General features: G+C 46.6%; 19 protein-coding genes. 11 read left to right on the forward strand and 8 right to left on the reverse strand.

Annotation, left to right across the window (positions count from 1 at the left end; all coding sequences use genetic code 11):
• The first annotated feature begins 191 nt into the window (after positions 1–191).
• On the forward strand, positions 192–686 hold the full coding sequence (locus OXH18_RS13530; RefSeq protein ID WP_268607613.1) for a rhodanese-like domain-containing protein: 495 nt from the start codon (positions 192–194) through the stop codon (positions 684–686).
• A gap of 124 nt (positions 687–810) precedes the next feature.
• On the opposite strand, the gene OXH18_RS13535 is transcribed toward OXH18_RS13530, so the two are convergent.
• The 3 genes from OXH18_RS13535 to OXH18_RS13545 form a co-directional block, all read right to left on the reverse strand.
• On the reverse strand, positions 811–1,179 hold the full coding sequence (locus tag OXH18_RS13535; RefSeq protein ID WP_268613184.1) for a response regulator transcription factor: 369 nt from the start codon (positions 1,177–1,179) through the stop codon (positions 811–813).
• A gap of 181 nt (positions 1,180–1,360) precedes the next feature.
• Complete coding sequence (locus tag OXH18_RS13540) at positions 1,361–2,332, reverse strand: YegS/Rv2252/BmrU family lipid kinase (protein WP_268607614.1); 972 nt, start codon at positions 2,330–2,332, stop codon at positions 1,361–1,363.
• Positions 2,333–2,361: 29 nt separating this feature from the next.
• Positions 2,362–3,324: a TIGR03885 family FMN-dependent LLM class oxidoreductase gene (locus OXH18_RS13545; protein WP_315874586.1), complete on the reverse strand. Its 963-nt coding sequence runs from the start codon at positions 3,322–3,324 to the stop codon at positions 2,362–2,364.
• Positions 3,325–3,652: 328 nt separating this feature from the next.
• Between OXH18_RS13545 and OXH18_RS13550 the strand changes: the two genes are divergently transcribed.
• From OXH18_RS13550 to OXH18_RS13570, 5 genes are all read left to right on the forward strand, one after another.
• On the forward strand, positions 3,653–4,528 hold the full coding sequence (locus OXH18_RS13550; protein ID WP_268607616.1) for an SDR family oxidoreductase: 876 nt from the start codon (positions 3,653–3,655) through the stop codon (positions 4,526–4,528).
• Positions 4,529–5,052: 524 nt separating this feature from the next.
• Positions 5,053–5,607, forward strand: a complete 555-nt coding sequence (locus OXH18_RS13555; protein ID WP_268607617.1) for a type 1 glutamine amidotransferase domain-containing protein — start codon at positions 5,053–5,055, stop codon at positions 5,605–5,607.
• An 88-nt stretch (positions 5,608–5,695) separates the two neighbouring features.
• Positions 5,696–6,082 carry a hypothetical protein gene (locus OXH18_RS13560; RefSeq protein ID WP_268607618.1) on the forward strand — a complete coding sequence of 129 codons (387 nt, stop codon included), beginning with the start codon at positions 5,696–5,698 and terminating at the stop codon, positions 6,080–6,082.
• Between the two features lie 351 nt (positions 6,083–6,433).
• Positions 6,434–6,982 (forward strand): chromophore lyase CpcT/CpeT, encoded by a 549-nt coding sequence (locus OXH18_RS13565; RefSeq protein ID WP_268607619.1) that lies wholly within the window; start codon positions 6,434–6,436, stop codon positions 6,980–6,982.
• Between the two features lie 134 nt (positions 6,983–7,116).
• Positions 7,117–7,926 carry a cyanophycinase gene (locus tag OXH18_RS13570; RefSeq protein ID WP_268607620.1) on the forward strand — a complete coding sequence of 270 codons (810 nt, stop codon included), beginning with the start codon at positions 7,117–7,119 and terminating at the stop codon, positions 7,924–7,926.
• A 271-nt stretch (positions 7,927–8,197) separates the two neighbouring features.
• Here the strand turns inward: OXH18_RS13570 and OXH18_RS13575 are convergent, their stop codons facing one another.
• Entirely contained in the window at positions 8,198–9,445 is a 1,248-nt protein-coding gene (locus OXH18_RS13575; RefSeq protein ID WP_268607621.1) for a sodium-dependent bicarbonate transport family permease, read from the reverse strand.
• Positions 9,446–9,957: 512 nt separating this feature from the next.
• Here OXH18_RS13575 and OXH18_RS13580 point away from each other — a divergent pair.
• From OXH18_RS13580 to OXH18_RS13595, 4 genes are all read left to right on the forward strand, one after another.
• On the forward strand, positions 9,958–11,187 hold the full coding sequence (locus OXH18_RS13580; protein ID WP_268607622.1) for an acyl-CoA dehydrogenase family protein: 1,230 nt from the start codon (positions 9,958–9,960) through the stop codon (positions 11,185–11,187).
• Positions 11,188–11,272: 85 nt separating this feature from the next.
• The gene (locus OXH18_RS13585) at positions 11,273–12,046 is read left to right on the forward strand and encodes a PIG-L deacetylase family protein (RefSeq protein ID WP_268607623.1); all 774 of its coding nucleotides are present in this window, start codon (positions 11,273–11,275) and stop codon (positions 12,044–12,046) included.
• Positions 12,043–12,639 (forward strand): SAM-dependent methyltransferase, encoded by a 597-nt coding sequence (locus OXH18_RS13590; protein WP_268607624.1) that lies wholly within the window; start codon positions 12,043–12,045, stop codon positions 12,637–12,639. Before OXH18_RS13585 ends, OXH18_RS13590 begins: the two co-directional genes overlap by 4 nt.
• A 198-nt stretch (positions 12,640–12,837) precedes the next feature.
• Positions 12,838–13,527 carry a manganese catalase family protein gene (locus tag OXH18_RS13595; RefSeq protein WP_268607625.1) on the forward strand — a complete coding sequence of 230 codons (690 nt, stop codon included), beginning with the start codon at positions 12,838–12,840 and terminating at the stop codon, positions 13,525–13,527.
• A gap of 245 nt (positions 13,528–13,772) precedes the next feature.
• Here OXH18_RS13595 and OXH18_RS13600 read toward each other — a convergent pair whose 3' ends face one another.
• From OXH18_RS13600 to OXH18_RS13610, 3 genes are all read right to left on the reverse strand, one after another.
• Positions 13,773–15,011, reverse strand: a complete 1,239-nt coding sequence (locus OXH18_RS13600) for a glycosyltransferase (protein WP_268607626.1) — start codon at positions 15,009–15,011, stop codon at positions 13,773–13,775.
• Between the two features lie 282 nt (positions 15,012–15,293).
• On the reverse strand, positions 15,294–16,610 hold the full coding sequence (locus OXH18_RS13605; protein ID WP_268607627.1) for an MFS transporter: 1,317 nt from the start codon (positions 16,608–16,610) through the stop codon (positions 15,294–15,296).
• A gap of 50 nt (positions 16,611–16,660) precedes the next feature.
• On the reverse strand, positions 16,661–18,271 hold the full coding sequence (locus OXH18_RS13610; protein ID WP_268607628.1) for an FAD-dependent oxidoreductase: 1,611 nt from the start codon (positions 18,269–18,271) through the stop codon (positions 16,661–16,663).
• Positions 18,272–18,716: 445 nt separating this feature from the next.
• Here OXH18_RS13610 and OXH18_RS13615 point away from each other — a divergent pair, with 445 nt between their 5' ends.
• Complete coding sequence (locus OXH18_RS13615; protein ID WP_268607629.1) at positions 18,717–19,991, forward strand: 1-acyl-sn-glycerol-3-phosphate acyltransferase; 1,275 nt, start codon at positions 18,717–18,719, stop codon at positions 19,989–19,991.
• Here OXH18_RS13615 and OXH18_RS13620 read toward each other — a convergent pair.
• Positions 19,966–20,397, reverse strand: coding sequence for a DUF2141 domain-containing protein (locus OXH18_RS13620; protein WP_268607630.1), 432 nt, complete (start codon positions 20,395–20,397; stop codon positions 19,966–19,968). The genes OXH18_RS13615 and OXH18_RS13620 overlap by 26 nt on opposite strands.
• Between the last annotated feature and the right edge of the window lie 13 nt (positions 20,398–20,410).

Consider the following 20,410-nt stretch of genomic DNA (forward strand, 5'->3'; position numbering starts at 1 on the left):
TTTTCTTATATCTATTAGCTCTTGAAAGGCATAAACTCCAACTTTGAAGCGTCAATAAAGCTAAAATTCAAACGATTTAAGGATGGAAGCATCTCTACCAATTTATTAGGACAGTCTCGTTCCTAGGAAAGAGGCTGTTCGATCGCCACCTCAGTACAGTTTTAAGTGTTGCAATTAGGAAGATTAAACAAATGGCAGATTTTGAAGACGCCGTAACGCGGGCCAAAGATAATATGCCGAATCTCACACCGACGCCACCAGGGTTTCATAGCCAAGCGACGCCAACTGAGTTAAAAGCCCGATTGCAGTGGGGAGAACCAGGACTGACAATTCTAGATGTGCGTGATCACAATGCTTTTAATGAATGTCGCATCTTAGGTGCGATCACAATGCCGATTGAGCAACTCCCTCAATGGGCTAACTCTAGCTTGGCTCACAAGCGGGATATTTATGTCTATGGTGCCACCGATGAGGATACCGCTTCAGCAGCAAACTTGTTGCGTGAAGCCGGATTTGACAAAGTAGCAGAGTTGAAGGGTGGACTAGAAGCTTGGAGAGCCATTGAAGGCCCTATTGAAGGTATTGCTTCCATTCAATCTCCAAGCGCTGGCGCTTACAATGTGGCTGAGCGCCTCCGCGAATTTGCCGCAGAACGAGACAAAGAAAAGAATTCATCCTTTAGCTAATTACAGCTGACTTAACAAGCAGTCAATAAGTCAATCTTAAAGAGGGGAATGCTCTAGTTGCGCCCCTCTATCAATTTAGCTGCTTTGCTTAGTTGATTTGAGTGGATTACTTTACAGTTCCGATTTAGTCGTCCTTAAGATCATACGTAACCCGTAGAAAGGCTCTAATTCTAGCTAGTAGCTCATCAAAATCAAACGGCTTCCGAATAAAATCATTTGCCCCAATATCTAAACCGTGAATAGCATCCACAGTAGCATGGGCTGTAACTAGCAGAATTGGAATAAAAGAAATGTTTGGATTTTGTCGAATTTGTCTTGTTACTTCATACCCATCTATATCAGGCATCATGACATCGAGCAAGATCAAATCCGGAGGAATAACTTGAATTTTTTCGAGTGCAACAGCGCCACCATTAGCCGTTTCCACTTCATATCCCTCTGCTTCTAAAATGGTTTGAAGTAAGATGAGATTATCGACAAAATCATCTACCACCAAGATGCGATAGGTGTGGGGAGACACTACTATTACAATACCTCATCAACAACAACCAAATTTGTAAAATTGAACGGTGGCTTTCAAGATAATTTACTCTATATTTGCCGCACTACAGACAAAAATATATCCTTCTTTAGATAGAGGTTTTGGAGCTATAAGCTAAGTAGTGGCAAAATCTCTAAGGTGCGTCTTTATCCTTCACCTTCACTTCCAAATTCGGTAGATTCTCCAATTTTTCGTCTGGTGGTTGTTCGCGCGTCGTAGGCGCAAAAATGATTAAGCCTTGAGGGACACACTCCACCTCGATCGGCGTTTTACCAATTATTTCTCCATCTAATACAATCTTTTGTGGTGGATCGGTAGCAATAACCACTCGCTTCGATCGCAAATAGCCAATATCATCCCGTTCGGCTGGATTGCCTTGAAGGGCTGTGTGCAACAAATTATAGGCGGCTGCAATGGCACCAACCAAATTTCGGGGGGAAATGATGGTGACATTAAGTAATCCATCATCTGCAATGATGCCAGCGGGACCTTGAGCCAACACAGACGTAGGAGGAGCCACGTTTGCGACGGTAATTGCTGCTGCCGAGACCTTAATTTCCTTGTCATCCGTTTCGATCGTGGCATCAAAGTGCTTGAGGTTGCGTAACTGCTTCAACCCAGACACTACATAAGCAAAAATACCAAGGTTATTTTTCGCCTCGCGATCGGCCAATTCGACCGTTTCTGCTTCAAAGCCTATCCCTGCTAGCAACAGCATAGGCTTCTGGTTGCAATAGGCAACATCGAGCGTGCGAGTTTCGCCATTGAGAATAGCTCGACACGCTTCTTCTAAATTAGTAGGCAAATTGAGGGCATTTGCAAAAGCATTGGCTGTTCCCGTAGAAATAATTCCCAATGGTGTCTTCGTTCCGATGAGTGCACCTGCCGCTTGGGAAATGGTTCCATCGCCACCTGATGCAATCACCATCTCAACCCCTCGATCGATTGCCGCTTTCGCTAATTGCTCAGGTGTAATCTCTTCGCTAGTCAAACAGACATCCAATTCAAGTTCAGATTCCAAGATGGAGCGAATTACATCTAACTGTTGCTGTGGATCACCTTGACCCGCAACTGGATTAAAAATCAAACAAGCAGACCGAGTCATATCTAACCATCTTTCAATCGCGATTAGTTTTAAGTTAAGGCAGGAAGCACCTTCGCCCCAAAATCTTCAATGAACTGCTCTTGATTGCGATTCACATTATGGAGCATCAGTTCATCAAATCCCAATTCAATATCTTGCTGAAGCCACTCAATGTGTTGCTGTAGATGCGAAGAAATACGAACTTGTTGCTCCATTTCATCGGGGTTAACGTACTGAGCCGCTGCCTCAAATTGAGCCGGAAGTTTGAGATCAGACAATAAAACACTCTGGAAAATATTAGTACTCCACTGATCAAATGCCCCAGAGCGAGCCGCTGCCTCATCTCGGTCGTAAGAAAGCTGTACCTTCAAAATCATTGGTTTACCTTCTCCACCGCCTCGGCGAAAGGCATCTACCACTTTCTTTAGTTGCTCAGGAGGACGAGAAGTTGTAATCAATCCATCAGCCCACCCTCCCAGCCATTCAGCCGTTTCAGCAGTAATAGCGGCTCCAATAATAAGTGGAGCAACATCCGGGCGGCTATATAGTGTTGCTTCCTCTACACAAACTAAACCTCGATGATTTACTGTTTCGCCTGCCCACAACCCTCGCATAATATCTACACACTCTTTCAACCGGGTGTTGCGATCGGCTTTACAGGGCCATTTTTCCCCTGTAATCGATTCATTGAGCGCTTGCCCGCTGCCTACAGTAATCCAAAAGCGATCGGGAAACATTTCAGCTAGTGTAGCGGCCGCTTGAGCAATGATAGCTGGATGATATCGCTGTCCTGGTGCACAGACCACCCGATAGGACAAACTTGGTGTAGTACACATCGCTGCTCCTAGCCAAGACCAAGCAAACCCACTTTGTCCCTGTCGCTCATTCCAAGGATGAAAATGGTCAGATGAAAGGGCTAATGTAAAACCAGCTTGCTCTGCCATTTTCACGTACCTAAGAAGTTCACTTGGCTTGAACTGCTCGTGGGAAGCATGATAGCCGATTTTCACCATAAGAGATGTACGGGATTGGGTGATAGGCAATGGATTCTCTATCTAAGATTCTAGACGAAGTTTGGATGGAACCGCTTCCACCTTAAGGTATAGACGAATCCAACAACCTCAGCCTACTGTCCAGGTGCTATGACACTCAATTTCATCGTTGCATGAATCCACACACTGTTACGTAATAGTGGTTCTCACCGTAGGTAGGTCATCTTCAAACAGGGTCTTGCTAGGCTGAAAACAATGAAATGCTGAGATCGATGATCGTTCCTAGCTTTGAAATAAAGGTAGAAACGATCATAGATTTCATCATCTAGTAACAAATAGCACCAAATTTATGACCCAGGCTCAATCTCAATCGGATCAACTACAACCAGCCCAGCAGCAAAATCAACGTCCGGGCATTGAAAAAGAAATGGCTCCTAAGCCGAACACTCGTAAGATCAAGTATAAAGGCAGTGACAAGTTACAAGATAAAGTTGCTCTAATAACTGGAGGAGACAGCGGCATTGGGCGATCGGTCGCCATTCTGTATGCCCGTGAAGGGGCAGATGTTGCGATTGTTTATCTCCTCAATGAGGAAACCGATGCAATGGAAACCAAGAAGTTGGTAGAGTTAGAAGGACGAAAGTGTTTAACCATTGCTGGAGACATCGGCGACGAACAGTTCTGTAAACAAGCCGTAGAAGAAACAATTAATACATTTGGACATTTAGACATTCTCATCAATAATGCAGCAGAGCAACACCCCCAAGAAAGCATTGAAGATATCAGTGCGGAGCAATTAGAGCGCACTTTCCGCACCAATATCTTCGGAATGTTTTTTATGACAAAAGCAGCTTTACCGCACCTTAAAGAGGGTAGCACTATTATCAATACAACGTCAGTGACAGCCTATAAGGGCAGTCCGCAACTGTTGGACTATTCTGCAACCAAGGGCGCAATTGTAGCCTTCACTCGCTCGCTATCCCAAGGGCTTGTTGATAAAGGAATTCGCGTCAATGGCGTTGCCCCCGGTCCCATTTGGACACCATTAATCCCTTCTACCTTTCCTGCTGAAAAAGTAGAAAGTTTTGGGGCACAGGTTCCAATGCAACGAGCTGGACAGCCAGAAGAAGTGGCTCCTAGTTATGTATTTTTAGCTTCAGATGATTCAAGTTATATGACTGGACAAATTCTCCATCCCAATGGGGGTAGTGTGATTAATGGATAATTTGCCTAAGTCTATTCTGCATCGATATCGCCATGGCTAGCACCTGAATTTAAGACATATATTATGGAGGCGTTTCGACCAACGTCTCCATTTTGCATATTTTGCTAAATTCGGTGTAACTCTGCTGATTTGAAGAATCAGGAATTTAGTGAAAATCGATCGTAGGCTGCAATAGAAGCATGATTAAACCAACCATAACGAACGAAAGTGTTACCCAAAAGATGATTAGATTTGGTTTCATGGCACCTTGTTGTTTAAATGTATGAATACTAGACAACACCTTAACATGACCATGACTAATACAAAACATAGCGTTAGATAGAATCATTGAATCTCTCAGTTGTTGATTGTCTATTGTAGTTTTTAAAACCGTATTCTTTATCACATTATTGATATCAGTCAAAAGTTATTGACTTAAACTGCTAGACAACTCCTATAGTCAGAGGGCGATCGCCTTTCATCATTGCTAAGTTGTAGCCACTACAAAATTACCTGTTGTTGAGTTACAAAAAACAGGAGAAACGATGATAGATCTTTCAAATTTGCGCGTTGCCGTCATTGCCACAGATGGCTTTGAGGAGTCGGAATTGACTGAGCCTGTAAATGCATTGAAGGAAGCAGGTGCAGCTGTTGAAATCCTTTCGCTCAAGCTGGATGACATTCAAGCGTTTCGGCACCACGACAAAAGTATTACAGTCAGGGTTGACCGAGCAATTGATGACGTGCAGCCCGACTCTTATCAGGCGTTGTTACTACCAGGTGGTGCGTTAAATACTGATACTCTACGGGTCGAACCCTCAGTAAAATCATTTTTACAGCAATTTCAAAAGGCAGGAAAACCAATCGCTGCCATTTGTCATGCTCCGTGGCTATTAATATCAGCAGACCTAGTTCGCGGGCGTACGTTAACTGGATATCATACTATCCAAGACGATATTCTCAATGCTGGTGGTAATTGGGTCGATCGCGAAGTCGTAAGTGATGAAAATTGGGTAACAAGTCGTCAACCCAGCGATATTCCAGTGTTTAATCGAGAAATGCTAAAGCTATTTTCTCAACAAGTCAAAGTTACTTCTTGATAATATGACTTTGGCTAGAGGAATTCTGCACAGTTCAATCGCTACTCTTATTCTCGTAACCATTCGTTTTTATTGCGTGGAGCAGGTCATGAAAAATACAGTTTTTGCTGCTATCTCTGAGATGTTTTCTAGCATTAAGAGAACTCAGGTCAATCAAGTTCTGTCGATCGTTCTAGTGGGCTTTCTCTTTCTAACCACTAATATGGGATTAAACCAGTCCGATCAATCGCTTGGTGAAAGAATGCGCGAGCGCATCCAGCAAGTAGAGCAAAATACCGAGCGCCCTAAAACCACCGGAGAATGGCTAGATGAAGTAGAAGGAGACGTTCCGTTTGGTGAGCGGGTACAAAACACAATTCGAGATTCTAAGGAAGCTTTTAGTCAGTTTGGCAAAGAATATTCGATCGGAGCACAGGAAAGTGTTCGGAATATCCAAGAGAACGCTAGCAATGCAGTCGATGATCTTACCAATTAAAATTGACCATTGACCAAAGTTGACGCTTCCCGGTAGCGGCACGAACTATCTAGGAGCCTGTCACGTCGCTCTCACTCTTGCTCCCTCTCTTCAAGGACGAGGGACTTTGACCCGCTTCTCCTTGTTTGAGAGAAGGGATTGGGGGATAAGGGTTAGACTTGCGAACGTGATATGCTCTCTTCTCTTTATTGTTACCCTGCTCTTCTTCTAATTGGGAAGGGTTTGTGCATTTATGATTTACTCCTATTTTTATTCCTATTGTGTGGTAAGGTCTATACGAATCCAGTTATCGTAGCCCTCCCCTTCCACCTTAATTGCTCGATTATGGCTTCATCTGCATCCTTGATAACTTTGACCAAGTGGTTAGTAGGTGAGTTTGACAACCAAGCACAAGCGCTAGAACAGCCCGCTTGGTTTGTGCACTTACGATTGTGGCATCGTCTTTTGCCGTTTTCGATCGAGGGAAACCCATCTTTGTTTGCAGAGCAAGCAAATTACTTGTACCCCGAAAACGCTTACCGGCAGCGAGTTGTAGTGCTGAGTTCGCTTGCCGATTCAGAACACTTGCAAGCGCAATATTATGCCTTTAAGCAGCCCGATCGCTTCAAAGGCTCAGGTGCACATCCCGATCGTCTTACCTCACTAAGCCAAGCAGACTTAGACCTGCTACCAGGCTGTAAACTGCTCATCACTCCACAACTAACCAGATTCAAAGCAGACCCCGCACCCAACAGCACATGCTGCTTTTTATACCAAGGTGAGATGCGGCAAGTAATCTTGGGATTTGAAGTCAGTGCTAATACGTTCATTAGCTACGATCGAGGCGTTGAGCCTAAGACCGGAAAAGTTCTCTGGGGAGCCATGATGGGGCCGTACCAATTTCACAAACGGCATGGCTAAAACACCAACCGCAATTGAAATGGATGAAATAGAAACATGCTATTTGGAATCCTCGTTGATAGTGCTGGCAACAAAAATCCCTTAAAATCACTTAACTGAAACCTGTCATCACTCGAAGTAAAAATAGATAGCTTATGCCACTCAATCAGCCACAGGGACAGTTAGTGATCATTGGTGGAGCCGAGGATACAGTGGGAGACTGCCAGATTTTGAGAGAATTTGTGCGGCGATCGGGTGGAACGAAGGCCCGAATTATCATTTTGACAGCGGCATCTAGTTTGCCAGATGAGGTGGGCGAAGAATATATCGAGATTTTTAAGCGCTTAGGAGTTGAGGAAGTTGGAGTAATAGACACCCGCCATGCTGACGATGCCAATCATCCCAATGCGGTGAAACAAGTGGCACAAGCTACGGGAATTTTCTTCACAGGTGGCGATCAAGCTCGGATTATTCGATCGATCAAAGGCACGATTTTGGAAGATGTGCTGCACAAACGTTATGCTGATGGGGCGGTAATTGCAGGCACTAGTGCTGGAGCGGCTGTAATGCCAGAGCAGATGATCGTCGAAGGTGAATCTGACACCAATCCTCGGTTAGATGCCGTTGAAATGGGCCCGGGCATGGGATTTTTGTCGCGAGTTGTTGTCGATCAGCACTTTGCACAGCGAGGACGATTGGGACGGTTGCTTTCGGCGATCTTGCTCGAACCCAGCGTTCTAGGGCTAGGCATCGATGAAAACACTGCTGTGATTGTTAGTGGCAACGAGTTTGAAGTGATTGGTGAAGGAGCCGTGACGATCGTCGATGAATCGGAAAAGACCTACAACAATGTCGATCATGTATTAAAAGATGAACCCGTTGCTGTATTCGGGATCAAGCTGCACATTTTGCCCCAGGGCTGCCGCTACAATTTCATTACTCACCAACCGATCGCCCCTCAGTAAATCTGCCCTTCCGCGATCGACCAATGCCCAAAACCGCTAGGCGAGAAAGCTGAGAGCATTTAGATCTTAATACCATCGAAACCGGACGACGGATACAATTCAGCAATCATTGTTTTGGCTTCAGCCGATAATAAAGGTAAATTGGCCCAAACCTGTGGGCCGTACAGCTACTATATTAAAGATAACATTAAAAGACAGCACAGATCTCAGTGTAACCTCTGTGTAGGTCGCCGGGACAAGACAGCACCGGCAGACCGCGATTCGTCTGGGGCTAGCTCCCCATCAGTGCCTGAGCGAGACCAATATAAAGGGGGATTCCTAAGCCAATCGCAACTGGTGTACCGATGGCTGTAGACGCGCCTATGTAGGCAGAGGGATTGGCCGACGGGATACCAGCGCGTAATGTGGGCGGACCTGAAATGTCGGAACTGGAGCAGGCAATCACAGCCAGAATCACGACGCCACCAAGGCTAAATCCTGTAGTATAGTGGGCAATCATCCCGAGACCGAAGGCAATGAACCCATGCAGTAACGGTGCCACTACGGCATATACAGCATACCATTGGGCCACCTTGCGTAACTCGCCAAGCCTTGACCAGGCCTCCATACCCATTACCAGCATCAGAATCGAAAGTAGTCCGCGGAAGAGGGGATCGTAGAAGCTTTCATAGACGCTTTCTGGCTTCGTTAGCAGACCGAGAGCAAGTCCGAGCAACAGTGCCGATAGAGCAGGTCCTTCAAGGCTTTCCTTCACAATAGGCCATATTTTGACGCGATTACCTGCGGTAGAACGCTGTGCACTGGGATAGCCGCTTGCGGTAATGCGCTGCTTATTAGGATACTCGCTAGTGCTGGAATACTCACCTGCAGTGCTGAAAGACGTACTTGTGGTACCGGCATACTCGCTGGCGCTGGAATACTCACCTGCAGTGCTGAAAGCCGCACCTGCAGTGCTGAAAGCCGCACCTGCGGTGCTGAAAGACTCGTCCGTAGCGCTGAAAGACTCCTCTGCGGTACGGCGGCGGCGATACTCTTTCCTTTTGGTGTAGATACTGGCTACGACGATCGCAGTCACAAGCGCTGGGATGTCCATGAAGGGATAGAGTGCAGCAGCCCAAGCCTCATATTCAATGCCTTGCGCTTCAAGTAGTGTCAAGGCAGCAGCAAGGGTAGAGCCACTGACAGCACCAAATAAGCCCGCAGTTGCGATGGCATCCACGGTTCTGACCTTGGGCAACTTGGCCAACGTGAAGCGCCCAATGAATACAATCAGAATTCCCATCACCGAGGCAAACAGCGCAGGCAACAGCATCTCCGCCAGGTTAGCACTGCGGATCGCGATACCGCCGCTCAGTCCGACTTTGATGAGTAGCATGAAGACGATAAACTTATAGATTGCATCTGGAATTTCCAGTCGGCTACCAAGGGCGGCAATGACCATACCACCAATCAGAAAGCCGAGAGTGGGGGACTGCAACTGTGCCAAGAAGTCCATTAAGAAATTGGACAAGAAATCCACAAATACCTCCTTCGGCTCCTCTAACGAGAAGTGACTATTTTGATAAGTGAACCTTTAAAGAGTTGGAGAACGTGAAGGTAAAACGCTTTACCCTCTAAGCGGGGCTGGAAGGTGATAGCTGTTCTGCACTACCCTCCATAGATTCCAATCTATCAAGGTTAGAATCTCTATTTGCTTAAGTCTATATCTAAATTGCACAAAATTTTGCACTTGTTGATTTGAATTTGAAAAGCAATATCAAATTCAAACCATAAGTTTTTCTTTTATTTTTAGGAACCCGTATATTTCTGGTCAATGTGAATTGCGATCGTAGAGGGGTCTCACTGCAACATGCTCTCTATCAAAGAGTCAAGGGGCGGCCATTCCCCTTGTCGTCCTCTTCTCTTCAAGGTAGGTAACGCCAAGACAAGGAGCATCGACGTTTAATTGCTGCAAAGCGTGTCAAAAGGCAGAAGCGTTAATTCTCAATTTGGTGCATGATTTTCATAATCATTTGACAAACATGACGAAAAGTGACATCAACTACTATTAGTTCATCACCTCGCCTACCAAATCAGCCCTCCCCTTTATCCATCCCTGAAGTGCTCGATCGAGCTTCAGAAATTGCTGACTTTTGCGCCACTAATGCGGCTGCCATTGACTATAACGGCGCTTTTCCTGTCCAGGAATTTGAATTGATTGCCAAGGCAGGTTTACTAGCCGCTCCCCTACAACCTGAACTTGGTGGACTTGGTTTGGGAATTCAGGCAAATGTAACGTGGGAACTGCTGCTGCTGCTGAAACACATCGGACGCGGAAATTTAGCCGTTGGACGCATCTATGAAGGGCATGTGAACGCGCTACAGATTATCCAAACCTTTGGAACCCCAGAACAAATAAATACCTATGCCGCTGATGCCCGCGATCGGCACAGAATCTTTGGTGTTTGGAATGCTGAGGCAGAAGATGGTGTCAAGGTCTATCCTCTTTCCAACGGACGCTATCGCCTAGCAGGCTCGAAAACATTCTGTTCCGGTTGTGGTTTTGTCGATCGACCGTTTGTGAACGGAGCATTGCCAGATGGCAGTTGGCAGATGTGCATTGTACCGATGGAAGACGTGGTAACCGTGAGTGATCCAACGTGGTGGCAGCCTTCGGGAATGCGAGCGACAGCGAGCTTCAAGGTAGATTTTAGCGGCGTAGAACTGAAGTCCAGTGCTTTGATCGGGCAGCCGGGTGACTATTTCCGGCAACCGTGGTTAACCGCAGGCGTAATCCGCTTTGCAGCCGTGCAACTAGGAGGAGCCGAAGCGTTATTTAATGCAACCCGGCAGTATCTACAAGCATTGAACCGCACTAGTGATGCTTATCAACAGGAGCGGTTAGGGCGAATGGCGATCGCGATCGAAAGCGGCAATCTTTGGTTGCGCGGAGCTGCCGATCTTGTGCAAGGCTATCACACTTTGTTTGCAGGCGATCCGCATCAACCTAGTGATTCGGCGGATCAGGCAAGTCAGTTGGTTGCCTATGCCAATATGGTGCGAACCGCCATTGAACAAATTTGTATGGATGTAATTCAACTTTGTCAGCGATCGGTAGGAACTCGCGGCTTGCTACCGCCACATCCTATGGAGCGCATCATTCGAGATTTGTCGCTGTATTTGCGTCAACCTGTCTTTGATGCATCACTGGCGGCTGTTGGTCAATATGCTCTATCCCAACCTAAACCTGCTGATGTACTGTGGTTTCAACGTTCACCGTAAGAGCTTCGCTTTAGCTGCTTGATGTATCACAGTAAAACCACAGTATTTTCTTAAATATCACACCTTAAATATTACATTAGCTTTCATGGATTCTGTTACAACTTCATCGCTATTGTATCTATTTTCTCATCCTACTCGATTACCGTTACAGACAGTAGATTTAATTGCACCTGAGCCTGAGACTAGCGTTTTAGTTGTAGCTCCCCACCCCGATGACGAAACCTTGGGCTGTGGCGGGGCGATCGCTCTTCTACGAGCATTGGGCTGTTCTGTACGGGTCTTGGTCATGAGCGATGGCACACTTTCGCATCCCCGATCGCTGAAATACCCGCCCGCCCAGCTACGAGCTTTGCGAGAATCAGAAACGCTAGAAGCTCTGAACACGTTGAACGTAAATCCTACAGAAACGACCTTCTTGCGGTTGCCCGATGGTTCGGTTCCCACACCCAAATCTCCTGACGCTGAACCTGTGATTGCTCGATGTCAAGCATATTTGCAAACGGTAAACCCAGCGATCGTCTTCTTGCCGTGGCGATTCGATCCTCACCCTGATCACCGTGCCACTTGGCAACTTATGACAGCAACTTTAAGTGCTTTGAACCATTTAGTCCGAATTATTGAGTATCCAATTTGGGATTGGGATATAGAACAAAGAGGAGATTTTTTCGAGTATAAGCGAATCACAGCGTGGCGACTTGATATTGAAGCTGTTCTTGCAACAAAGCTGAAGGCGATCGCGGCTTATCGTTCCCAAACAACGAATCTGATTGACGATGATCCAGATGGCTTTCAACTGACGTCCGATATGCTGAAAAACTTTGCCCGTCCTTGGGAACTATATTTGGAGGAAACTCGATGAATTCATCCCGCCATCAATCCCTTTCCCTAGAATACTTTAATGAACTCTACAGCCAAAATCCTGACCCTTGGAACTTTGAAACAAGCGTGTATGAAGCCAAGAAATATGCAGCAACATTAGCAGCACTACCCAAACCCCGCTATCGATCGGGCTTTGAGATTGGTGGCTCGATCGGCATATTGACGCAAAAACTGGCTGAACGGTGCGACTCTCTATTGTCTGTTGATGTATCGGAGTTAGCTCAAGCTCAAGCAATTCATCGGTGTCGTTCGCTTCCCCAAGTTCGTTTTCAACTGATGTCAGTTCCACACACCTATCCGGATGAGCTGTTTGATCTGACAATCCTTTCGGAGGTGGGGTACTACTGGTGTTGGGAAGATTTGCAGCAAGCACAGCAGCTAATAATACAACACCTTGAACCTGGTGGACATTTGTTGCTAGTTCATTGGACGCCTTACGAGGACTACTATGACAATCCTTTGAGTGGCGATCAGGTGCATGATTCTTTTCTATCTTTAACCCCATCACAATTGAAACACCTGAAGGGCGATCGAGCAGAAAAGTATCGACTTGATTTATTTGAGCGAGTTTAGTTAGACAAGAACTAGTTTTTGTTTTTAGGCAACAGCTATACATTAATACTTTAAATTAGTTCGTTCTTTTGAGGTAGGTATAGCCTTGTCAGGAAGGCTACGATCGATTCATCACTTAAGCCGTTTCTTGCGCTCAAAGATTGAGAACTAGAGCGCAGAATCGATAGCCGCAGCGATATAGTAGAGAGGAGATTTTCAATGTTTTTCCATAAAAAAGAGCCGATTCATATCGTAAATGTTGATGAAGCAAACCCACGTTTTGCTCAACTTTTGCTAGAGCAATTTGGTGGGGCAACGGGTGAACTATCTGCTGCTTTACAATATTGGGTGCAATCATTTCACGTCGAGAATGCTGGCATCCGAGATATGCTTCAAGACATTGCGATTGAGGAATTTGGACATTTAGAAATGGTGGGAAAGATGATTGAAGCCCACACTAAAAATGTGGATCAAACCGAGGCTTTCAAAAGTACACTATTTGCTGTACGTGGTGTAGGACCACACTTTCTAGACAGCCAAGGTAATGCTTGGACAGCTAACTATTTAAATGAAGGTGGTGATGTTGTTCGTGATCTAAGGGCGAATATTGCAGCCGAGGCTGGTGCACGTCAAACCTATGAAGAGTTGATCAAATTGTGTCCTGATCAAGGTACTAAAAAGGCACTAGTCCACCTTCTCACTCGTGAGATTTCTCACACTAAAATGTTCATGGAAGCGCTAAATTCGCTGGGCAAACTCGACGATCCATTTTTTGGAAATATCCAGCCTGATGAGACCGTTGATATTTACTACAACTTGTCTTCTAATGGTAAAGATGAGCGTGGTCCTTGGAACTCTGAACCAACGTTCCGTTACATTGCAGATCCAGTGAAAGAGCATCAAGCTTAGCGAATCAATTCTGATAATCCATTTATCACAGAATTGAATATAGCGAGTATAGCTATATTCAGCCATTGAGTACGAATTCCCCATTGCATCTAACCATTTTCACTAATGCAATGGGGAATTTATTTATTGATCTTTCTTCTCACACGCAGAGCAAGGGGAATCAAAATGAGCGTGGGTTCCAATGTCCCTCTCCTACTCCGGGAGAGGGGTGTAGGGCGAGGGCAGTGCGAGGTTGCCAGCCAAAATCAGGGTGTTAAAGGTAGCGGCTGATTGACTGACGGAAGCGATAGACTCTGGTGTAAATAAGGCAGCAACTGACCTGGTGATGGGTGCTTAGAGTGATTTCGCTGTTGCCGTAAGGGTTCCAGCAATAGTCGCAACTCCCAAATTGCCTGCTCAATTTTAACTAGCTTCCATTGCCGCTGCCAAATTCCTTCTGTTTTCTGTTGCTGTTCAATTTGTTCAAACAGCGCACCCAGAGACGTTGCTCGCATCATAGTAGACATCAGCCAATCTCGATCGAGTCCTAACCGATCGGCCGGCAATGCTAGAGCTTGGAGCATAGGGGAATATCCCTTCAGATATTGTTGCCACAGTTGCCTCAATTCAGACCGGGCTTGGAAACGAGCTACGATTGCAGCGGCTGGCTCTACCAGAAAGGGCTGTTGGTGTTGCCCCATCGCGGTCCAAGCGCTTAACTGATCAGCTAACCCTTTTTGAGCGCGTCCAGTTTGTCGAGCCGAAGTCGTTACCCGCACCCGAAGACTATGACAAAAGCGTGCATTGATTCGCTTTAACGCTTGGTAAAGTGCTACATCCTCAGACGACCTCACAGGTGGCAATCCGCCTGCTCGTTGATACATCTTGGCCGTTACAGCTAAGCTAGCACCAAAATGTTGAAAATGTCGAGGCCAGCGATCAAATGGATCAGGGTCAAGAAAGCTTTCCAATTCAGACACCAAGAAATAGTAGCCAACTTCTCGCAAATGACACGCCCTAGCATAGGGAGACAAAGCCGCTCGATCGGCGCGATTAGTAATAATCCTTCCACCCACTGCATCCGCTCCAGAAGCAATTTCATACAGGGTGGCGGCAATCCAATCAGGGGCAACTTGCGTATCCCCATCGGTGGATGCAATCACACCCTGAGAATGCCCTACAGACATCAAGCGATCGCACGCTTCGTCCATTAATAACTTCCGCACCCAACCGATATTGGCTTTAGAGGCAGGCAACGTGCGCTCAACCACATGCAACACTAAGTCAGGATATTGCTGCGCGAACCGACGAGCAATAGCAGCCGAGTCATCGTTGCAGTTATTGGCAAGCAGAATAATTTCATAACGAGTTGGGTCAAACGGATGCCCTCGCAAATCAACTTGATGTGCTAATGCGGTCAAGGTATGTTCTAACAATTCAGCTTCATTTTGTGCAGGTACGATGACACAAACTTGGCACTGAGATCGGGGAGGCGTTTCTACCAAACGCTCAGTTCTTTGATTACTTATTTGATTGTTTAACAGATTAGTGGAGGGAGGTGTGATCATCTTCACGCAATCACCGTTCATATCATTCACCTCTCCATCTTTGTAAACAGAGTGTTTGAGTTTGCAGAACCATAAGAGACTCTATAGTAATTTGAATAGTGCTTATTATGGACGGTTGTTTTATCGAAAATCTCCCTCTCTTGATGGAATTCTCGACAAAATTCGCCAATTTCAGCAACGATCGCCCTCAAGATAGAGGTTAATCACGCATGTAAACTCTTATTCGGTAACAATCATATCTTTGTGCTGTTCGTCCCAAGGAATGAACCATAGCGTGAACATTCCTGGCACTGTCAAAAGAAATACAAAAACAAAAAATAATGGATAGCCTAAGGCTTGTTGAATGTAGCCGCTGATCAATCCAGGTAGCATCATGCCCAAAGCCATAAACCCCGTTGAGATGGCAAAGTGTGAGGTTTTGTAGGCATCCTTGGCAAGGTACATGAAATAAACGCTATAGGCGGCCGTACCTAAACCATAGCCAAACTGCTCGATCGCCACCAGTGGATAAATCCAAATTACAGGAGGGTGAACGTAGGCAAGATAAATATAAAACAAATGGGGAAGATTCAACGCCAGGGCCATCGGTATCATGCTGCGTTGTGCTCCATATCGAGAAACTAGCCACCCGCCCAGCACACCGCCCAAGGTTAATGCCAATGCTCCCATCGTGCCATAAACCAACCCAACCTGCGCTGTAGATAACCCTAGACCACCAGCTTCAACAGAATCTAGCAGAAACGGTGGAGCTAGCTTGACCAGCATTGCTTCTCCAATGCGATACAAAAAAATGAATGCCAAAATTACCCAAATTTTAGATTGATTGAAGTAGGTGTTGACAGCACTTCGATAGAAATGCAAAAGAGACGGCGAATTTGTTCTAAGAGAATCATTCAAAGGAACCGGTAAAAACCAGGAGTGAAACCCCCAAAGCACCATAAATAGCCCCGCAGAAATAGCAATGGCGATCGTCCAACTAAGAGAAACATCCAGCGTTTTTTCTAGTTGTCCTGCCAGAAACACCAATAGCCCGGAGCCGAAAAGCATGGCAATTCGATAAAAGGTCGAGCGGATTCCCACAAAAAACGCTTGAGCTTCTTTGTCTAAACTCAGTAGATAAAACCCATCAACCGCCGTATCATGCGTAGCAGAGAGCAACGCCACGATCGCCAAAACAACCAGCGATGGAAAAAAGAAATGAGTCCAATGCAAACAAACAGCCAAGCTAGCGAGCGCAATTGCCAACGCCAATTGGGTATAAAGTATCCAGTTTCGCTTGGTTGAATAGACATCAACTAGCGGCCCCCACAGCATTTTAATCACCCAAGGCAAATACAACAGGCTTGTCCAGAAGGCAATTTGAGCATTGTCAACGCCCAATTTCTTATACATCACAATAGACAGGCTGTTGACAATAACGTAGGGCACACCCTCAGCAAAATGCAACGTTGGCACAAAAATCCACGGAGACTGACGATCGAAACGGGGCTTCCCGATCTCAGTCTGCTGTTCCAGAGAAATTGACTTTTGCTCCATCAGGTTCAATCTTACTTAGTAGTGGGTTTACCACCCAACAATCACTTTGTCTATGGATGCAGCAATTTGACTAAATCGAGCGCCGGGTCACGCAGGGCATCCGGGTCAGGCATTTGATTTAATCGCATCAGTTCCACAATGGCGGCTGTTTCTGTGTCGCGTTGGCTGCTGGCCGCGGCTAGAACTTGCTGATCTTTAATATAGAAGGCAATAAACTGCCTCTGCTGTAAATCGCCATTGATAATGAGTTCATCCCATTGGTCTGCATGACCGACATAGCGCAGCGGAAACTGAAACTGCATTGTCCAAAAGATAGGAACCGTCCTAAATGTCACCGCCTGTCCTGCCATGTTATAAGCAGCAATTCGACCCTGTTGAGCCGCGACTCGCCAGTGTTCCACACGGGTTGGTTCATGGGTGCGCCAATCTGGGTAACAAGCAATATCGCCCGCTGCATATAGACCATCTGCCGCTTTTAAGTAGTCATCGACAAGAACGCTACCGTCGGTAGGATGTAAGTCCACCCCCTCTACAAACTCAGTTGCTGGCTGTACCCCAATTCCCACAATCACTAAATCTGCTTGCAATCGATCGCCATTCTCTAATATCACTGCTGCTACGGTATCGCGATCGTCCCCTTCTAGCCGAACCACTTTCTGCCTGAAGCAAAACGTCACACCATTCTCTTCATGCACCTGCTGAAAAATTTCTCCAATCTCCGCACCCAAAATCTTCTCAAAGGGCAATCTATCGGGTGAGACTACTGTCACAGGAATGTGATGTTGTGCCAACCCAGCCGCTGCTTCCATGCCAATAAAGCTTGATCCAATTACCACAGCGCGCGATGCCTGCTGCACGGCCGCCAAGATTTGCTCCATATCCGCCGCACTGCGAAGCGTCAATACATTCTGCAACTCTTGTCCGGGAACATTTAGTTGACGTGGTTTACCACCCGTTGCCAACAGCAGCGCATCATAGGTTATCGTCTCACCGCTGGCAAAAGTAATAGACTTGCCGTTCGCATCTACTCGGACGGCTGGTTGATTTAACCAAATTTCGATGGCGTGAGCGTGGTAAAAATCAGCCGATCGCAGTGGCAACTGATCCGAAGAAACCTGACCAATAAGATAATCTTTGCTGAGCCACGTGCGGTCATACGGCAACCGATCGTCCTGCGTTGCCATGAGGATGCGCCCCTGATAGCCTGCTACTCTCAGGGTTTCGGCAGCATGGGCCCCAGCAGCCCCAGCCCCCAAAATGACGAACGTGCGCGAATCGATGTCGGGATTATAGGTGGCCATCGTGGGCGATCGAGCACCAGTCAGCGATGGTGTCTCTGGGGTATCAGCACCAACGCTAACTTTTACGTGATTTTCTTCAACTGTGACGGCATAACGACACAAAGAATCCAAACCAGGTGGCTCTTGTTGGTCTCCAGTTGTGACATCAAAATACGCATGATGCCAGGGACAAATCACCTGCTTTCCACTCAGCACTCCTTCTGCTAGGGGTGCTTGGTAATGTGTACAGTAAGCCCCAACGGCATAGAATTGTCCGTTCAGTCTTACCAGCAGCACATCGATATCACCCACGCGAACCTGCCGCATTTCGCCCTCTTGCAGATCATCAACCTGCGCCACGATCGCCTCGATTTGAGTCATCTTGTATTTTCTGTTAGATCGCTTTTGAGATTACTTTTAGGATGCTGAACCAGAACTCAAATTGTAGTTAAACAGCACCAAGGGATACCCATTCTTGATCACGCCATATAGAATGCCTCCTACCGCCTGCGGCTCCTCCCTTTCGCAAGGAGAGGTTGGGAGGGATCAGTATACTGGGCAACCTAATGGAGAATTGGTAGAAGAATACAAATTCTAAGTATTGGTCGCATAGTTCTGGAGTCATCCGCCTAAATTATCAAAGCAGCACATTCCATTAGGCTTCTAACTGAGGAAGGAAATTGTGATGGTTACGTGTTAGGAACGATCGCTGCTAGCATCACTTTCCACCATATCGATTGTTGAAAGGAGTCGAGTACAATCGAGCAGACCTGTTACTTTGATCGATTTGCTACTTACTTAAAGATTAGACATTTGGGAAGCTTCCATGCCGCGACCGCGACAGTTTTACCCACCTCAACTCGATCCCACTTTAGTGTGGTGGTTGCAAAAAATTGCTCCTTGGTTAGCTCGGCTAGTTTATCAGTTAGATGTAATCATCAGTGCTGATCCATCGGTGCAACTGACTAGCCTCAAGCAAAAACCCTGCATTTTGTTGTGCAATCATCCCAGTTTTGATGATTCGATCGTCTTATTTTTGTTCTCCGCATATTTAGAAGAATCGTTTCATTACATGACGGCCTATGAACAGTTTTTGGGGCGTCATGGTTGGCTATATCAACGCCTTGGGGCATACTCGGTGCAGCGGGGGTTGGCCGATCGCGATAGTGTAGCGCAAACGTTGACGCTATTGAGCAACCCTGATAACAAACTGGTGATTTTTCCAGAAGGTGGCTGCTCGTTTCAAAACGATACCGTGATGCCCTTTCGTCCGGGGGCAGTGCAAATTGGGTTACAGGCCATGGCCCGCTGCCGCAAACGAGGAGACCCCGTTCCCGATCTCCACCTAGCGCCAATCAGTCTCAAGTATCGCTATACCGGACGGATGAAACCTGTGATTGAAAAAACGCTGAGCCAGCTAGAGCAGGCACTGGCGCTCCCTGCCCAAGGCGATTATTATCAAAGACTGAGACAGGTAGCAGCCCGGGTATTAGACCAATTTGAACAGGAATATGGTGTGGTCTCCGCTGAAGCGGCTGATTGGAACCAACGCATTACAGCCCTTAAAACGCAGGTCTTACAGCGTTGTGAACAGAACTTGAACCTAACGTCGTCCCCAGGAGAACCCAATCGAGAGCGGGTCTATCGAATTCGCCACATGCTCGATCGGCACTACAGTTTATCTTTTCGAGAGCAGCAACAGCAGGTCGATCAGCATTCACCGACTGCAACACGTGCTGCAACACCACTAATACCACCAGATACGCTAACCCTCGATGCGATGTCAAAAGCCATGACTCGGGTGCTGAATTTTGATGCCATTTATGACGGGTATGTCGCCGAGAAGCCAACCCCTGAGCGATTTTTAGACACGCTGGTACGGTTTGAGCGGGAAGTGTTTAATATCGATAAACCCCGTCCTAAAGCTCATCGCCAAGCCTTTCTACGTGTGGGACAATTGGTGCGGCTGCATGACTACCTAGACGCCTACAGCACCGATCGAGCCGGAACCGTCGCTGAACTAGTGCAGCAGCTTCAGCAAACTACCCAACATAACTTAGATGTCCTCTCAGAAGCTACGGCAAGAGGTATTTCATGGTGATGGAAACGAACGTATTAGAGGGGGTAAATTCAAAGAGGCTGCGCTGAAACGAGGGGGCACCTCTCCAGATTTTGGGATTGCCCGAAAAGCCAATTCCCTCTTTGGGAATTCCTAAGGCGTTACAGTTGAGGGTGGCATCCATGTTCTCGTCGTGGTGAGCCGAAATGGCATAGGAACCAATTGGCAACTCTGAGAACTGAATCATCAACGGTAAAGTGGTAATGGCAAAACTGCCCGAGCGCACAGCTTTACCTGGATCTCCTGGAAATCCGTCTGCTCCTCTAAAGACGGCTATGTTGATCAGCCCAGTTTGGTTACGTAAGCCCACCACTTCTAGGGTCAATGTCCCTAGCCAATTTTTTTCTAATGTTGAAAGTGGGGAATTAGGCGGGTGAGAATATTGCACAGGAAATCTCCAT

Source organism: Thermocoleostomius sinensis A174 (assembly GCF_026802175.1).
In the GTDB taxonomy this organism is placed as follows: domain Bacteria; phylum Cyanobacteriota; class Cyanobacteriia; order Elainellales; family Elainellaceae; genus Thermocoleostomius; species Thermocoleostomius sinensis.

What these genes read in the sequence shown, in the direction of transcription:
- OXH18_RS13530 (WP_268607613.1), top strand. Translation starts at nt 192, where the DNA reads ATGGCAGATTTTGAAGACGCCGTAACGCGGGCCAAAGATAATATGCCG.
- OXH18_RS13540 (WP_268607614.1), bottom strand. Translation starts at nt 2,332, where the DNA reads ATGACTCGGTCTGCTTGTTTGATTTTTAATCCAGTTGCGGGTCAAGGT.
- OXH18_RS13545 (WP_315874586.1), bottom strand. Translation starts at nt 3,324, where the DNA reads ATGGTGAAAATCGGCTATCATGCTTCCCACGAGCAGTTCAAGCCAAGT.
- OXH18_RS13550 (WP_268607616.1), top strand. Translation starts at nt 3,653, where the DNA reads ATGACCCAGGCTCAATCTCAATCGGATCAACTACAACCAGCCCAGCAG.
- OXH18_RS13555 (WP_268607617.1), top strand. Translation starts at nt 5,053, where the DNA reads ATGATAGATCTTTCAAATTTGCGCGTTGCCGTCATTGCCACAGATGGC.
- OXH18_RS13560 (WP_268607618.1), top strand. Translation starts at nt 5,696, where the DNA reads ATGAAAAATACAGTTTTTGCTGCTATCTCTGAGATGTTTTCTAGCATT.
- OXH18_RS13570 (WP_268607620.1), top strand. Translation starts at nt 7,117, where the DNA reads ATGCCACTCAATCAGCCACAGGGACAGTTAGTGATCATTGGTGGAGCC.
- OXH18_RS13585 (WP_268607623.1), top strand. Translation starts at nt 11,273, where the DNA reads ATGGATTCTGTTACAACTTCATCGCTATTGTATCTATTTTCTCATCCT.
- OXH18_RS13590 (WP_268607624.1), top strand. Translation starts at nt 12,043, where the DNA reads ATGAATTCATCCCGCCATCAATCCCTTTCCCTAGAATACTTTAATGAA.
- OXH18_RS13595 (WP_268607625.1), top strand. Translation starts at nt 12,838, where the DNA reads ATGTTTTTCCATAAAAAAGAGCCGATTCATATCGTAAATGTTGATGAA.
- OXH18_RS13605 (WP_268607627.1), bottom strand. Translation starts at nt 16,610, where the DNA reads ATGGAGCAAAAGTCAATTTCTCTGGAACAGCAGACTGAGATCGGGAAG.
- OXH18_RS13610 (WP_268607628.1), bottom strand. Translation starts at nt 18,271, where the DNA reads ATGACTCAAATCGAGGCGATCGTGGCGCAGGTTGATGATCTGCAAGAG.
- OXH18_RS13615 (WP_268607629.1), top strand. Translation starts at nt 18,717, where the DNA reads ATGCCGCGACCGCGACAGTTTTACCCACCTCAACTCGATCCCACTTTA.